Here is a 14,403-nt window from a genome sequence, read left to right on the forward strand (position 1 = left end):
ATGGTGAGTCATGCAGGATTCGAACCTGCGACCCTCTGATTAAAAGTCAGATGCTCTACCAACTGAGCTAATGACTCATCTCATTTTAAAAGATGGTGCCGACGAGAGGACTTGAACCCCCAACCTACTGATTACAAGTCAGTTGCTCTACCAATTGAGCTACATCGGCATTTATATGGTGGAGGATGACGGGATCGAACCGCCGACCCTCTGCTTGTAAGGCAGATGCTCTCCCAGCTGAGCTAATCCTCCGAATATTGGTGACCCATACGGGATTCGAACCCGTGTTACCGCCGTGAAAGGGCGGTGTCTTAACCGCTTGACCAATGGGCCAGTTTACCATTAATTCTAGTAGCCAATTAAACTTCTTATTTGGCGACAAAAGTTATTATATAAAAACTATATTATATTCGTCAACATATTTTTTATATTTTTTTTAAATAAATTTATATAAGTGGCTAACCCTCCATGTGGATTAGACATTTTAAATTGGATCTTAGCCACCACTTTTACTGATATTAAGGTAACTCCCGCTTCATTAAAAACTTCACGCTACAAAAGTATTCGAACAAAAAGACCGGACAGAGCCGGTCATCAAAACTAGATTGATTTAGAACGCCCAATTCTTTGCTTAAACCCATTTGCTAGAGGCACGACGATGATACCGGCAATAACGAGCTGCATGATGTTACCTGGGATAGAGCCGAACGGCTGAATCCAGTTGCTATAAAGGATAACTTCTGTAAAATAGTAGCCGACAACTTTGATAATCAGGGCAACAGCCACTGCCAGTACGTGTACGTATACCTTTTTGCCAGGCATCTTTTCAGCAATAAGGCCAGCTACATATCCCATTGCACCAACGATAACAAATGTAAACGGAGCCCATAATGTCCAGCCTGAAACAATATCGAACAGAGCCATTCCGAAGGCTCCCACTATTGCGCCTGATTTTTTACCAAATACAAAGGCAGCAATCAAAAGCGGCACGTTACCTAAATGAATGAGGCCCCCGTTACCCATCAGTGGCAGCCTAATGTTGATAAACATAGTAGCTAGGAAAGTTAAGGTAATAAAAAGTGCATTAAGAACCAGAGTTCTCGTTTTATTATGTTCTGTCGTAAACATGTAAATCCCCCTCGTTATTTCGGAGTGTGTGTTCAAAAGAATCTCCACTTCTTTAATGATTACTAGTATAATGAAATCTGACAATATAAAAAGTGCCACTTTTTTAAAATATAACATGGTCAGAGAGGAGGATTCTTGAATGGATATGCTTATGTTTGAATTGAATAAACATGCAACAAAACCCTTGTATGAACAGCTTTATATTGGAATTAAAACCGCCATTTTGAGCCAACAAATTGAAGTTGGAACGAAGCTGCCATCTAAAAAAAAGTTGGCCGAATTTTTAAATATCAGTCAAACAACCGTAGAAGTTGCATATGCTCAGCTGATTGCAGAGGGCTTTATTGTCTCAAAACCGCGGGTTGGTTTTTTTGTAGAGGATATTAATGAATTACCTTATATCGGAACAGAGCAGGTCGAGCTGCCAGTGGAGGATACTGAGGAAAAAATTATCCAGTTTGACTTTCACCCAGGAAAAATTGATACAGATTCCTTTCCTTTTTCACAGTGGAGAAAATATGCAAAAAATCTATATGATCTTCCTTCCAAGGAGCTGCTGCAGATTGGAGAACCCCAAGGAGAATACGCGTTACGGACTGAAATAGCAAAATATCTTTATCAATCAAGGGGGATTGTGTGTAAACCGGAGCAAATAGTGATTGGTTCTGGAACGGAACAACTTCTTCCTATGATTTTAAGGCTGCTTGAAAATGATTCAAACTTCGCCCTCGAAAATCCTGGCTATTCAGCAATCCCAAGAATTCATCTGCAAAACAAAGCAATTCCGATTCCAGTTGATGAAGATGGATTAATTGTAGATGAACTAAAAAAAACAAACGCAAATGTGGTTTACATCACACCTTCGCACCAATTTCCGACAGGTGCAGTTCTTTCCGCCACGAGAAGAACACAGTTATTGCATTGGGCAGCAAAAGTTGAAAATCGCTACATCATTGAAGATGATTACGACAGTGAATTTCGTTACACTGGAAAACCGATTCCCGCATTGCAAGGAATGGACAAAAACGATAAGGTGATTTATCTGAGTACGTTTACCAAGTCATTAATGCCTTCATTACGAGTGGCTTATTTTGTTTTGCCTTCAACATTGCTAAAAAAATATAAAGAAACTTTCAGTTATTATTCAGCAACAGTTCCGAGATTTGACCAGCATATAGTAGCCAGCTTCATGAAAGACGGTTATTTTTCAAAACACCTAAACCGTATGCGGAAAATTTACCATAAAAAGCTTGATAAACTGACCTATATCTTTAAAACAGATTATCCTGAAGTCATTATCACCGGAGATCAGGCTGGGATGCATATTTTAATTTCCCTTCCCCTGCAGAAAAGTGAAAAGGAGTTAAAAACAACTGCGGCAGAAAGCTCCATCGCCATTTACCCGGTAACTGATTATCTGTTAAAACCAATAGAATATAAGTATCCAACATTTTTGTTAGGATTTGGCGGTATACCACTAGAAAAAATCGAGGACGGTATTCACCAATTAATGCAGTGTTGGGGAATAGCAAAATAATTAGAGGCAGTCATAAAATGCCGGAAGAGCTTTCCGGTATTTTTATGACTATGTGGTTTTGACAGTTTTTTTATTTAGTTACCCTCTTCCTAACTGTAGTTCTGAGATAACAAATCCCCCTTTTGGGTGTTCAAAAGTCTTTTTCGAGGCTTTAATTTTTGACGGAGCGATTTTATCAATTCGATCTTTTTAATAACCCTTTTTTCACATAAAAAAAAGCTACCGTTGCGGCAGCATGATTTAAACCTTATAAAACTAAATCATTCATTTCACAAATCTTCACTGTTATTCCTGTTTAAATAAAACAGCCACTCACTAGGAGTTATTTCAATAAAAAGTTCCTGCAACAATGCTTATCCCAGACTTCTTTTTTATCTGGTGTGCCCTGCTCGAAGAAAATTTCACTATGATTAAATTGCTTTTTCAGTATTAGATGCTTGTCTTTTTGGCCTTGGAATATGCCATTTATATTTTAAAGACAACATCCTTAAGACAACAATTACTATAAATAATACGTAAGTTTCGATAGTCCCATTAATAAAATTAAGACCTATTAAAGCCCCCGTAATGATAGTCCAAAAAGCATATAGTTCATATTTAAAAACAAATGGCTGTCTTTTCGCTAAGGCATCTCGAATGATACCTCCACCTACACCGGTTAATAAAGCAGAAGCAATACTAGCACTTGCAGGTAATCCTGAATTTTTCGCGTAAAGAGCACCTTGAATGGCGAAAGCCACTAATCCAACCGCATCTGTTAGACCAAATGAATAATACCAATGCTTCCAACTAACAATTTTTTGAATAGGTATAAAATATATGACCGTAATCAATAGGAATGTTAGTAGAAATAATGTGTTTTGTTCCCATAATGCCGAAACTGGCACCCCTATCAATAAATTCCGTATAGCTCCGCCTCCAAAAGCAGTTATAAAGCCTAATGCATAGTATCCGATCAGGTCATAATCTTCTTCCGAGGCAATAAGCGCCCCACTAATCGCAAATGCGATAGTGCCGAGATAATTCCAAATGTCCCAGGACATAACTCTTTTGCTCCTATCTTTATTTCTTTAATAACCCATATAATTATAAATTCTGACTATGCATTTATACAACCTAAATTTATTTTTTGTTCATTGGGCCATTATAAATCTCTTAAACTCTCTACCTAAGCCAATCAAACATTTATCTTTAATTATTATTTCGCTTTGAAGCAACCATCCTAGATTGTCTTTTCGCATTACATTTCCTTCAACAAAAAAGGTTATCTTTTCAGTACAATCGTGTTCCTAGAATACTTGCCCGTGGCGAAAAGACAGGGAAATAATCAAACTATTATACCTTTTGAACACGCAGTAAATGAGCGTTAACTCGTTAATCCTTATTTGAATGAAAATTGAATATAATAAAAATACGCCTGATCCCTTATATATCGAAGGGTTAGACGTATTCACCACCAAATTTAAACACTTTCTTATTGGCTGTATAGGTACCCCTTCTTGGTAACATGTCCATTGATTTTTAGGGAGCGTTCCTATTGGCAGCAATTAAGAATCTTGAGCTCTATTGGACATTTCCCTCGTGGCATCTAGATAACATGGCAAAGAATACAATTAATGTAGAAAACTATATATTATTGTCTATTACAATTAAAGGTTAGTCATTTTGTCTAAAAGAAAATGAAACAAATAAAGGGACTTTCCTTTTAATAGAGAAAGCCCCTTAAAAATATAGAATTAGTTCACAATATTGGGATTGTGTTATTGCTACTGAGCCTCATCTAATTTTACTAATTATCTCTTTATATTGTGTATCTCCGTAACCTATTGTTGGGAAAAGATTAAACAACTTCTGGATTAGTTCATTTGTTGATATATCTTTATTTTTTTTGATAAATTTCACCACCTCATTATCTTCTCTTAGCATTTCTAAATACATGTTTATTGCTTGATACATAACAGGGACTAGTTCATGAGATGGTTTAGTATGATTAACCAACACTTCTTTATATACCGAATAATAACAACCTAATTTAATTTCCGTTTGATTAACTTTAAACTCATCCTCTCTGAAACTATTTAAGAACACTTTTCCCTTGTAGCCTGACTGCTCCAGATACGAAAGTATAGTTAGCAGATTCATTTGGCAAAACATGTCTTCTCCAAACCACAATACGATACATTTATACTCTTTATTAAAAAGATTAACTAAAGGAACTATAACTTTTTCCATATATCCTTCTACTAGTTCATGATGGCCAGTAGCGCGAGTATATATAAACTCTTTCTCAAAAATACGTTCAGTAGTTTCGTTCATACAAATTGCTTCATTAAATGGAGCATAATCAGCATTTCCCATTAGTTTGTTATCTTTAAACTCCTCATACATAACTTGCCCATTCAATATATGTATTACATCTTTATCAAAGAGATCACTCTGCTCATGCAGTAGCTTTTCAACCTCCATTTTTTTAGAAATATTCATATTAAACCACTCCCCATTTTTATCAAGAGTGAGTTTAACAACTGATTGAACAGGAAACTTGTTAATCTGGTATTCTCTAGGATTGATACCAAAAATAGTTTTAAATGCTCTGCTATACACTTCTTGTGAAGAGTAATCATAATCCATTGTAACATCGATAATTTTTTAATTTTCCGCCAGGTCTTCCGTAGATAAATACAATCTTCTAAGAAGAATATAACATCTTATACTTATTCCAGTTATCTGGTGAAATTTAAATGAACAATAGTAAGGGGAATATCCCATATAATTTGAAAGTTCATCTAAGGAAAATTGATTTTTTAAATTAGCTTCAATCCAATCAAACATAAGCTGTACCTGTTCATTCATATTGTCTCACTCCTATATACATAATAAGAGGTATTAATTTCTATTTTTTGATATTTCTTGTGTTCATCTTATCTCCTATCCTTTTTACGTAAAAAAGCTTGTATTATACCTCTTTTTATATAAATCGCTTAATTTATACATTCCTTCTATTATAAAAAGTTAATAGGGCATAAAGCCTGGAACTATGGCAATAACTTTAGTCGTTCTGATATGTTTCTAATGTATATTTAATTAGTTCCTTTAACACATTTGTATCAATATCAGCTAATTTATTCACATAAATACAAGCCTTACTCTTCGTGTGTTTACCAAAGCTTTCTAATAATTTTTCCCTTTCATCACTTTCATAGGCCAAATAAAGACTAATTTTTGCCTTCCTTGGAGAAAAACCGACTAAAGGCGCATCTCCTTCATGTCCTGATGCATACTTATAATGATAGCTGCCAAAGCCTATAATACTTGGACCCCACATTTTTGCATCATAGCCAGTTACCTCTTCAAAAATTTTTAATAACTGATAGGCATCTGCCTTCTTTTTCTCATTTTCCACACCTTCTATAAAACCAATGACACTGTTGTCCGTTTCTTTCATCTTCGGTTCATACATATCTGGGTTCTCTCCTCTTCTCTGTGTACATACTTACTTACATTATTGTCATCATTATTACATTCTAGAAAACAAGCCCCATTTCATGCAAAAAGATGTTTCCCTAAAAACTTTTTATAAGATGAAGAAAAGCAGGCGCTTCTGACAAGAAAAAAAGCTAGAGAAACTATGACGTGCTTCTCTAGCTTTTTTTCAGCTATTTTTCTGCCTTAATAATTAAATTGGCCGTATTCATACCGCTCAATGTCACGATTGGCGACCCGCCGCCAGGATGTGTGCTTCCTCCTGCGAAAAAGAGATTGGCGATATCCTTGCTCACGTTTTGGGGACGTAAAAAGGCATCTTTTTTTCGATTGGAAGATAGACCATAAAGCGCCCCGCGAAATGAGCCGAATTGAGCAGCGATATCGGAAGGTGTATAAACTTTTTCTTCTACGATATTATCCTTCAGCGCAAGTCCAAAGGTTGAGAGTTTTTGATAAATTAGCTCTTTATACATTTCCGGATTCACCTGCAGTTTTCCATCAGCAGGAAGGGCTGGAGCATTTGCCAGTATAAAAAGATTGCTTCCCCCTGGCGAACGGTCAGGCTCTGTATAGGAAGAATTGCTGATATAAATGGTAGGCTCACTGCTGTACTGCTTGTGTTTGAATAGATCAATGAATTCCTGTTCATAGTTATCGGAAAAATAGACATTGTGATGCCTCAGCTCTGAAAACCGTTTGTTAACACCTGCAAGGACTACAAAAGCTGATGTGGAGGGTGATAGCCCTGCTGCCTTTGAGTTCGGAAAGGAGGGACGGTCGCTTTCGCTAACCAGCTCGGGATAAGCTTTGAGTAAATCTGCATTCATAATAAAATAATCCCCATGTATTTTCTCCCCATCCTCCAGCTCTATGCCTATTGCTTTTTTGTTTTTTACGATGACTTTTTTCACAGGTGAGTCGGCGTGTAGCTTAGCACCCAGTTTTTTTGCTATTTTTGCATAGGCTTCGGCAATTTTCACATTACCTCCCTCGACATAATAAACTCCGCCAATCATTTCCAGATAGGCAATCATGGCAAATGTGGCAGGAGTCTTATAGGGAGACGAGCCAATGTAAGTCGAATATCGATTAAAAGCGTGAAGTACATGAGGATGTGAAAAATACTGCCGAAAAAAGCTGTTGAGGCTTTGCAGCGGCCTCACCTGCAAGAGAGCTGCCCCAAGTGATGGCGACAAATAATCCTGCCATGATTGAAATGTTTTTGGCAGGAAGTGTTTCTCAGATAACTTAAATAATCTTGTAATCTCTTTTAAAAAATCATCATATTTATGTGCAGGATCCATCTGATTCAACTGCTGCATCATATATTCCCTGCTGCTCGAAAGATCAAAGGACGTTCCATCAGAAAACACATTTCTCGTATGATATTCAAGCTTAATCATATGGAAATAGTCTTCAGCCTTGTCACCTGTCTGTTCAATCACTTTCCGGAATACCTCTGGCATGGTGATGGTATTTGGTCCGAAATCAAAAGTATAATCCCCTAATGCTACAGGCATTAATTTACCTCCGAAATGCTTATTCTTTTCGAACAGTTCTACATCAAATCCTTTGTTGGCTAGCGTTATGGCTGCTGACAATCCTGCCAGTCCGCCGCCAATGATTAACACCTTTTTCTTCATGAATACTGTCTCCCTTTCCAGCTATAAGGCTTTTTCCTGATCCATCTCCACATAGAAGCATTCATGATAATAACCAGTGCTGCTGCCGACAACGGCATGAAAAATGATAGAGATAAATGCTGATTTGCTTTCCAGTCCACTAACATGCGCTGCAGGACAATCAGGAGATAAGGAAACACATAGAGCGGCTGGAACATCCATAGCCCGTATACCAATAAAACCCCAGGCAGCACATAAAAAAAGCCATAAAATACGCTTAAGAGCATCACCATCATGACAGAACGGCCAAGGCCTGAAAAAATATTCTTTATAAAACCTTCCCATACCTCACTATTCCGTTCGTACATCCGGCATGAAACGTCATTACTTATATTGCCCAAGCAGACTTTGCCTCCTGATCTCTTCATTTGTCTTGCCAGATGAACATCTTCCACTATAGAAGTCTGGACTGAAGCGTGGCCGCCTATTTCTAGATAGGCCCTTCTTTCAAAAAACATGAATACTCCATTGGCAGCCGTTGCGGCAGGCATCTTGCCCTTATTCGCAAGATGAATCGGGAGGTGGAATAGCACAACAAAATGCATCATCGGAATCAGAAGCTTGCTCAAAATTCCTGGAACTTCAAAGGAGGGAAACCCTGTTAACAGCTTGGCATTTTCTTTCTTTACCAGTGTCAGTGCTTTTTCAATCACTCCCGATTTTAGACGGACATCTGCATCAATGAAAAGGAAATACTCTCCTTTTGCTTTTTCCTGCAGCTGATGACAGGCATGCACCTTGCCAGCCCACCCTGCTGGAAGTTCTCTCCCTCTTAAAATCTTAAAACGGCTGTCACCTAACGTTTTTTCCTGCAGCAAGGACAAAGTCTCATCTGTTGAGCCGTCATCCAGAAGAAGGATTTCCAGATGAGGGTATGTTAATGACTTAAGGCTGCTGATTAGTCCATCCACGTTCCGTGCTTCGTTTCTTAACGGAACTAAAACTGACACAAGCGGCTGAAAGTTTTTATTTATATTAGGAGCAGAAAGACCTGGGAGTCCGCTCATATTCCACAATGTCCATAGGAAAAATAGGAAGAGACTGGTGATTAAAAATAGAACCATCTAGACATTGCTCCTTACAGTAAGTTTACGAAATGCTTCGTTTTTTCGCTGATCACATCGTTTTTCAAGCCATCCAACGCGTCAGTGCATTTCTTTTCAAGTATTAAGGTTTTTTCAAACCTCGAATCTCCCGGCAGGTCATTGCTATACAATGGATTTCCTGCTTTTATCCATACTTCAGGCTTTCGTTTGTGTGCAAAAGAATAGTAGAAGCAGACAGGTATAATGGGTATTTCGGGAAGCTTTTCCTGCAGATATAAAGTTCCTGGCTGAAATTGCAGCGGGCGTTTTTCCAGGTGGTACTCATCACCCTGAGGAAAAAGCCATACACTTTTTCCTTGTTTCAGCAACACCTCAGCATACCTCATTGTTTTTAAAATTTCTTTTGGGCTGGAGCGGTCAATTGAGAAGGCTCCAAGTTTTTTAAAGTATGGAAACTGCTTCAGTCCCTGTTCATGCATCATAATATACATATCCTGCTGAATAACAGTCTTCGTCAGCTGATAGTAGATGAGCCCATCCCACCAGGAAGAGTGGTTGCAGACAAAAATGCAAGGAAAGGCCGGCAGTTTACTAGATTCTTGCCAATAGATTTTATCAAAGGAGAAGGCAAGCATTCTCTTATGAAAAATAGAAAACAGTTTATTAAAAACAACGTCTTTTTTAGCTTCAATCATGTTCGTTTCCTTCTTATAGCAGCATATAGTGTCAGTCCTGCCAGGCAGGCTGTCAGGATGCCTGCAAAAAGAAGTTCACCGGTTGCTGCAAGCAAAACAAACATGGTTATTGTAAGGGCAAATAGTAAAAACATCCGTTTTTCCCAGAAAATATTTTTGTTTGGTGAGAAAAATAAGATAAATACATGAAGAACAAGTGCCACAATAAACCATCCTAAAAAGTTGCTGAATGGAATGTCATAGTACACTCCATCCTCCTCCCATATCCAATATTGTTTTAGTTTAAATGCGACAGGATCAATAATTAGATCGATAATTACAGCAACACAGGCACCGATTATCGGCTGAAGCCATTTCTTTTCTGTGATAGCACAAGCCAATGCATGAGAGGTTCCCATTACCATTAGCCATGCAAAACCAATCGCTATTGGCACGTCAAATAGATTGGGAGCAAACCGATTGGTATAATAATAATCTCCAAATAAAATTCCATAAGATGATCCTATGAATTCTGCAAGATAGGAAAACAGGAAAATAACCACACTAATCAAAGATCCAGCTTTTTTTCCAAACTTTTTAGAGAAATAAACTATTGCCAAAAGGCCGCTTAAAATTAGAAAAACAGCGTTCGCCCATTCAAGCCAAGCAGGCAGCAGATCAAAAGTGAGAAGAATCACTCCGCAAATATACCAAAATATAAAAAAACGAAATAGAACATTGCCAAAACTCATAGAACTCTCCTTCTCATTATTTAAGCAAATATTTACATTATATATATACAAAGACGAGACAAATATAGAAATGAATATTCCTGCTTGAAGACTAATTACATTTTTATAAGCACTTGCATTTCCAACGGCTACATTGTCTCCTGAACGCAGCATTCTATTTAGCCATTAATTGTTAGGTTTTGATTTTCCTAGCAACCTTAAAAGCCTAAAGATGACATTAGTTTTTCAGTAGAGACAGTTAGTTTAGGTTCCCGATAGAAATGCCTATTACCTAAAATAAATTGCTATTCACGGCTTCCTTCTAGCAAGTCTTTGCCAGTCAATACCTCTTGCTTCGCACCATTCCCTAACCTTGCCGCCAGCTATAATGGGACATTGCTTGAGATTTCGAATAGATTTTGCTCCTTGGAGAAGAAGCAGCATTCTTAAATGTTCCTTCCACACCTCGAGCTCCATTATTAGTCCAGCAACTCCTTGGTCGTGAAGAATCTTTAAAAATGGTCCGGCAATCCCAGCGGCGGAAGCTCCTAAAGAGAAGGATTTTACTGCGTCAAGGGGGTTACGTATTCCTCCTGAAGCGATAATCGTCAGCTCATCTAATACTGACTGTGCTTCTAACAACGACACGACAGTCGATTGGCCCCAATCTTTTAAATACTCAAAATCCCGTTTACTTCTGCGCTCATTTTCAATATGAATGAAATTAGTGCCGCCTTTTCCTCCTAGATCAACATATTGAATACCAGCATTCTGTAGCTGCATGAGCGTTTCTGTGCTCATCCCGAATCCGGTTTCCTTGACGATAACAGGGACATGCAGTGTAGCTGATAATTTTTCCAGTTTAGCAAGTAAACTAGTGAAAGTACGCTCTCCTTCTGGCATAACCAGTTCCTGCGGTACATTCAAATGAACTTGCAGGGCATCAGCCTCTAGCATATCAATGGCTTTTAATGCATAATCCAGCGGCGCATCTGCACCAATATTTGCAAATACAAGACCGTTCGGGTTTTTTTTCCGCACCACTTTAAATGTATGAGCAAGCTCTTCCTCTCGGATGGCAGCATGCTGGGAACCAACTGCCATCGCAATTCCTGTTTCACTGGCAGCTTCTGCAAGAGAAGCATTAATCACTCCTGATTTCTCACTGCCTCCTGTCATCGCGTTAATAAAGATTGGATAGTCAAGCGTTAAAGGACCGATATTGGTCTGGAGCTGAATATCATCCATTCCCACTTCCGGCAAGGAGCGGTGAATGAATGACAGCTCATCAAAATCGGAACTTAAAGTAAATGGTGATGTTAATGCTATGTTAATATGATCTGCTTTTCGATTTTGTCTAATTGTGTCCATAAACTATACAGCTCCCAAATCTTCTAATTAATGAGTTACAAACTCACTGTTAATCCCTCCACCACTTGCTTCAATCGATACATATTTTCTTGTGAAACATAGTTTCGTTTTTGAAAGCAGTCATATCCGCTTTCCCTGACTACTTTTAATATTTCTTTATAAATAAGTGCTGAAAGGAGAACATGTAATTGACTGTCTTTATCAAAATAATCAATCCCCACTTGAAATAACTCATAAAGCTCTTCCGAGCGGTTCGCTATTTTCTCCCATACGCTTATAAATGAGGAGTTAATGTTGCTAGATTCCAAATCCTGCTGCTTGTAATTTTCCATCTGAAGCAGGTCTTTTGGTAAATAAATGCGGTTATTCCGATAATCCTCCCCAACATCTCGAAGAATATTAGTCAATTGCATAGCTACCCCTAACTCAACAGCATAGCCATGCAAATGCTGATGGTTTTCCGTTGCAAGAATAGGGAGGAGCATTAAACCAACCGTTCCTGCTACATAATAACAATACCTTTCTAACTCGGCTAACGTAGAAGGCTGCTTAAAGTTAATGTCCATTCTCTGTCCCTCTAATTGCTCGTAGAAAGGTTTAATATCCATCTCATAACGGGTAAAAACATCTCGTAATGCCCTCCAAAGAGGGGATGAAATTTCCTCTCCCTTTTCAAAAAGCTGAAGTTGATGGTACAAGTCCTGCCAATTCTTTAACTGGGTAGATTTGTCTCTTGTTTCATCAACACTGTCATCTGCATTGCGGCAAAATGCATAGATGGCATACACAGCATTAGCCTTGTCTTTTGGTAATTTTTTAAATGCTTGGTAAAAACTTGCCGAATTCTGTTTAATAACATTCTCACAGTATAAATAGTCGTTTTGAAGCAAATCAACGGTTTTAGCTTCCCTCATTTGCAACCCCTCCTGCTGACTGAAATGCTTGTGTTTGCGTTGCTTCCGTGGAAACAGAATCATCTAACATTAATTCCTCTGTAGCAATTTTTGCTGATAATAATACAATTGGAACCCCAGCTCCTGGATGTGTGCTGCTTCCTGTAAAATATAGGTTTTCACAATTTTTTGCCTTGCTTTGTGGTCTTAAATGGTTACTTTGGGCTAACGTAGGCCGTAATCCAAAGCAAGCTCCGTTATAAGCGTTAAACTTTTCGGCAAAATCTATTGGCGTCATATAGGTTTCGGAGATAATATCCTCTTCAATTCCTTCTAGCCCCTCGACTTGACTAAGCGTTTGAAAGACTTGAGAACGATAATACGATATTGTTTCATCTGACCATTCGTATTTAGCTGTAGACAAATCAGATACTGGGACAAGAATATATAGTCCATCCTTCCCTTCTGGAGCCAATGTTGGATCTAGTTTGGAAGCATTGTATACATAGAAAGAAGGATTCTCCAGTTTTTCTCCAGAGAAAATATCGTCTAAGTTCTTCTTTAAGTCGTCTCCAAAGAAAAAGCTGTGCGCAGTTTTTAATTGCTCATATTTCTTATTCATGCCTAAGTACAAGATGAAGCAAGAACAAGAATAGTCCATACTATCAATCTTTTTATCTGTATATTTTCCTTTTGCTTTGATATCTTTTACAAGATTTTTCACAGCATAGGGAAAATCAGCATTACAAATAACCTTGTCGGCCAGAATTTCTTTACCATTCACCTTAATGCCTTTTGCCACTTGATTTTCAATCATAATTTCATCGACAGAGGATTGATAAAAAACCTTGCCACCAAGCTCAAGAAATAAGCGCTCCATTGACTTAGCCATCGTATACATGCCCCCTTTTATAAACCAAACTCCATAGAAAAACTCAATCATTGGAATCATCGAATAGAGAGACGGGCCGTTATATGGAGAAACGCCAATATATAAAGTTTGAAAACTAATCATTTGCTTTAACTGTTCATTCTGAACATATTTACTGATAAAATTGTCGGCACTATCAAAGGTCTTTAGCTTTAATGCTTGATACAAAGTTGCCGGATTATAGAAGTCCCTTTTATTTCGGAAAGGACGCTGCAGAAAATGATTTTTCGCAACCATAAAACGTTCATAAATCAACTGCAAGTATTTTAAAAAGCCTTCTGCATCTTTTTCACTTACATGTTCAAATGTTTTCATTAATTCCACTAAGTCAGAAGAAATCTCATGGTACCCTTTCTTTCCACTTCCAAAGAAAACAGAATACATAGGATCTAATCTTTCCATCGGAATATAATCATCTGGATTACGTCCGACCAGTTCAAAGATTTCTCTGTATAACTCCGGTATCATCACAATCGATGGTCCTAGGTCAAATTGAAAGCCATCCTTTTCGATGCGGTGCATTTTCCCTCCCGCTATAGTTTCTTTTTCATATATTTCCACTTGATAGCCAGTATGCTGCAAACGGATAGCACTTGCTAATCCTGCAACACCTGCACCAATAATAGCCACTTTTTTCTTCATTGTAGAAAACTGCCCCCTATTGTATCTTTTTTAAAATTTGTTTTTAAAGATTAAAAACTTGATGAACCCTTGGTTATCATTTGATAAGGTAAATAACTAAACAAGCTGCTTATCAACTGATAAGGAGGATGTGCAAACAACCACTTATCAGTTGATAAATGACTGCTAAATATATCACCTTATCAAGCGATAAGGTGATATTCAAACAACTTTATTATCAATAGAGACGTGTTCCTTGTCAACATACAGCTATCCAAACCAACCAACGATTCAGGTAAAGAT

11 protein-coding genes, 4 tRNA genes and 1 pseudogene are annotated in these 14,403 nt (G+C 37.9%); 1 reads left to right on the plus strand and 15 read right to left on the minus strand.

Annotated features, from left to right (window positions below; genetic code table 11):
* Position 1: 1 nt before the first annotated feature.
* From M3600_RS23870 to M3600_RS23890, 5 genes are all read right to left on the minus strand, one after another.
* Positions 2-77 (minus strand) — tRNA-Lys (locus M3600_RS23870).
* Positions 78-93: 16 nt separating this feature from the next.
* Positions 94-169: transfer RNA gene (locus tag M3600_RS23875), tRNA-Thr, on the minus strand.
* A 7-nt stretch (positions 170-176) separates the two neighbouring features.
* Positions 177-252, minus strand: a tRNA-Val gene (locus M3600_RS23880).
* Positions 253-258: 6 nt separating this feature from the next.
* Positions 259-333, minus strand: a tRNA-Glu gene (locus M3600_RS23885).
* Between the two features lie 267 nt (positions 334-600).
* Positions 601-1,128: an ECF transporter S component gene (locus tag M3600_RS23890; RefSeq protein WP_233318035.1), complete on the minus strand. Its 528-nt coding sequence runs from the start codon at positions 1,126-1,128 to the stop codon at positions 601-603.
* Positions 1,129-1,267: 139 nt separating this feature from the next.
* Between M3600_RS23890 and pdxR the strand changes: the two genes are divergently transcribed.
* On the plus strand, positions 1,268-2,665 hold the full coding sequence (gene pdxR, locus M3600_RS23895; protein WP_251647817.1) for a MocR-like pyridoxine biosynthesis transcription factor PdxR: 1,398 nt from the start codon (positions 1,268-1,270) through the stop codon (positions 2,663-2,665).
* A 410-nt stretch (positions 2,666-3,075) separates the two neighbouring features.
* Here pdxR and M3600_RS23900 read toward each other — a convergent pair whose 3' ends face one another.
* From M3600_RS23900 to M3600_RS23945, 10 genes and pseudogenes are all read right to left on the minus strand, one after another.
* A complete protein-coding gene (locus tag M3600_RS23900) occupies positions 3,076-3,708 on the minus strand; it encodes a trimeric intracellular cation channel family protein (protein WP_233318041.1) in 633 nt (210 codons plus the stop codon).
* 733 nt (positions 3,709-4,441) lie between these two features.
* Positions 4,442-5,518: pseudogene (locus M3600_RS23905) on the minus strand (helix-turn-helix domain-containing protein).
* Between the two features lie 196 nt (positions 5,519-5,714).
* Positions 5,715-6,125 (minus strand): DUF1801 domain-containing protein, encoded by a 411-nt coding sequence (locus M3600_RS23910; protein ID WP_251647818.1) that lies wholly within the window; start codon positions 6,123-6,125, stop codon positions 5,715-5,717.
* A 196-nt stretch (positions 6,126-6,321) separates the two neighbouring features.
* Positions 6,322-7,794 (minus strand): phytoene desaturase family protein, encoded by a 1,473-nt coding sequence (locus M3600_RS23915; protein WP_251647820.1) that lies wholly within the window; start codon positions 7,792-7,794, stop codon positions 6,322-6,324.
* Positions 7,791-8,897: a glycosyltransferase family 2 protein gene (locus tag M3600_RS23920; protein ID WP_251647821.1), complete on the minus strand. Its 1,107-nt coding sequence runs from the start codon at positions 8,895-8,897 to the stop codon at positions 7,791-7,793. Before M3600_RS23920 ends, M3600_RS23915 begins: the two co-directional genes overlap by 4 nt.
* Before the next feature lie 14 nt (positions 8,898-8,911).
* Complete coding sequence (locus M3600_RS23925) at positions 8,912-9,574, minus strand: lysophospholipid acyltransferase family protein (RefSeq protein ID WP_251647822.1); 663 nt, start codon at positions 9,572-9,574, stop codon at positions 8,912-8,914.
* Complete coding sequence (locus M3600_RS23930) at positions 9,571-10,305, minus strand: carotenoid biosynthesis protein (protein ID WP_237943493.1); 735 nt, start codon at positions 10,303-10,305, stop codon at positions 9,571-9,573. The genes M3600_RS23925 and M3600_RS23930 overlap by 4 nt, the downstream gene beginning before the upstream one ends.
* A 288-nt stretch (positions 10,306-10,593) precedes the next feature.
* Positions 10,594-11,655 carry a type 2 isopentenyl-diphosphate Delta-isomerase gene (fni, locus tag M3600_RS23935; RefSeq protein ID WP_251647823.1) on the minus strand — a complete coding sequence of 354 codons (1,062 nt, stop codon included), beginning with the start codon at positions 11,653-11,655 and terminating at the stop codon, positions 10,594-10,596.
* Between the two features lie 35 nt (positions 11,656-11,690).
* Positions 11,691-12,569, minus strand: a complete 879-nt coding sequence (locus M3600_RS23940) for a phytoene/squalene synthase family protein (protein ID WP_251647824.1) — start codon at positions 12,567-12,569, stop codon at positions 11,691-11,693.
* Positions 12,556-14,121, minus strand: a complete 1,566-nt coding sequence (locus tag M3600_RS23945; RefSeq protein ID WP_251647825.1) for a phytoene desaturase family protein — start codon at positions 14,119-14,121, stop codon at positions 12,556-12,558. The genes M3600_RS23940 and M3600_RS23945 overlap by 14 nt, the downstream gene beginning before the upstream one ends.
* Positions 14,122-14,403 lie beyond the last annotated feature (282 nt).

It is taken from the genome of Niallia sp. MER 6 (assembly GCF_023714395.1).
Lineage (GTDB): Bacteria > Bacillota > Bacilli > Bacillales > Cytobacillaceae > Niallia.

Bases quoted from the DNA above. Each gene is read 5' to 3' on its own strand.
- M3600_RS23920 (WP_251647821.1), bottom strand. From the start codon at position 8,897: ATGGTTCTATTTTTAATCACCAGTCTCTTCCTATTTTTCCTATGGACA.
- M3600_RS23900 (WP_233318041.1), bottom strand. From the start codon at position 3,708: ATGTCCTGGGACATTTGGAATTATCTCGGCACTATCGCATTTGCGATT.
- M3600_RS23890 (WP_233318035.1), bottom strand. From the start codon at position 1,128: ATGTTTACGACAGAACATAATAAAACGAGAACTCTGGTTCTTAATGCA.
- pdxR (WP_251647817.1), top strand. From the start codon at position 1,268: ATGGATATGCTTATGTTTGAATTGAATAAACATGCAACAAAACCCTTG.
- M3600_RS23930 (WP_237943493.1), bottom strand. From the start codon at position 10,305: ATGAGTTTTGGCAATGTTCTATTTCGTTTTTTTATATTTTGGTATATT.
- M3600_RS23940 (WP_251647824.1), bottom strand. From the start codon at position 12,569: ATGAGGGAAGCTAAAACCGTTGATTTGCTTCAAAACGACTATTTATAC.
- M3600_RS23945 (WP_251647825.1), bottom strand. From the start codon at position 14,121: ATGAAGAAAAAAGTGGCTATTATTGGTGCAGGTGTTGCAGGATTAGCA.
- M3600_RS23925 (WP_251647822.1), bottom strand. From the start codon at position 9,574: ATGATTGAAGCTAAAAAAGACGTTGTTTTTAATAAACTGTTTTCTATT.
- M3600_RS23915 (WP_251647820.1), bottom strand. From the start codon at position 7,794: ATGAAGAAAAAGGTGTTAATCATTGGCGGCGGACTGGCAGGATTGTCA.
- M3600_RS23910 (WP_251647818.1), bottom strand. From the start codon at position 6,125: ATGTATGAACCGAAGATGAAAGAAACGGACAACAGTGTCATTGGTTTT.
- fni (WP_251647823.1), bottom strand. From the start codon at position 11,655: ATGGACACAATTAGACAAAATCGAAAAGCAGATCATATTAACATAGCA.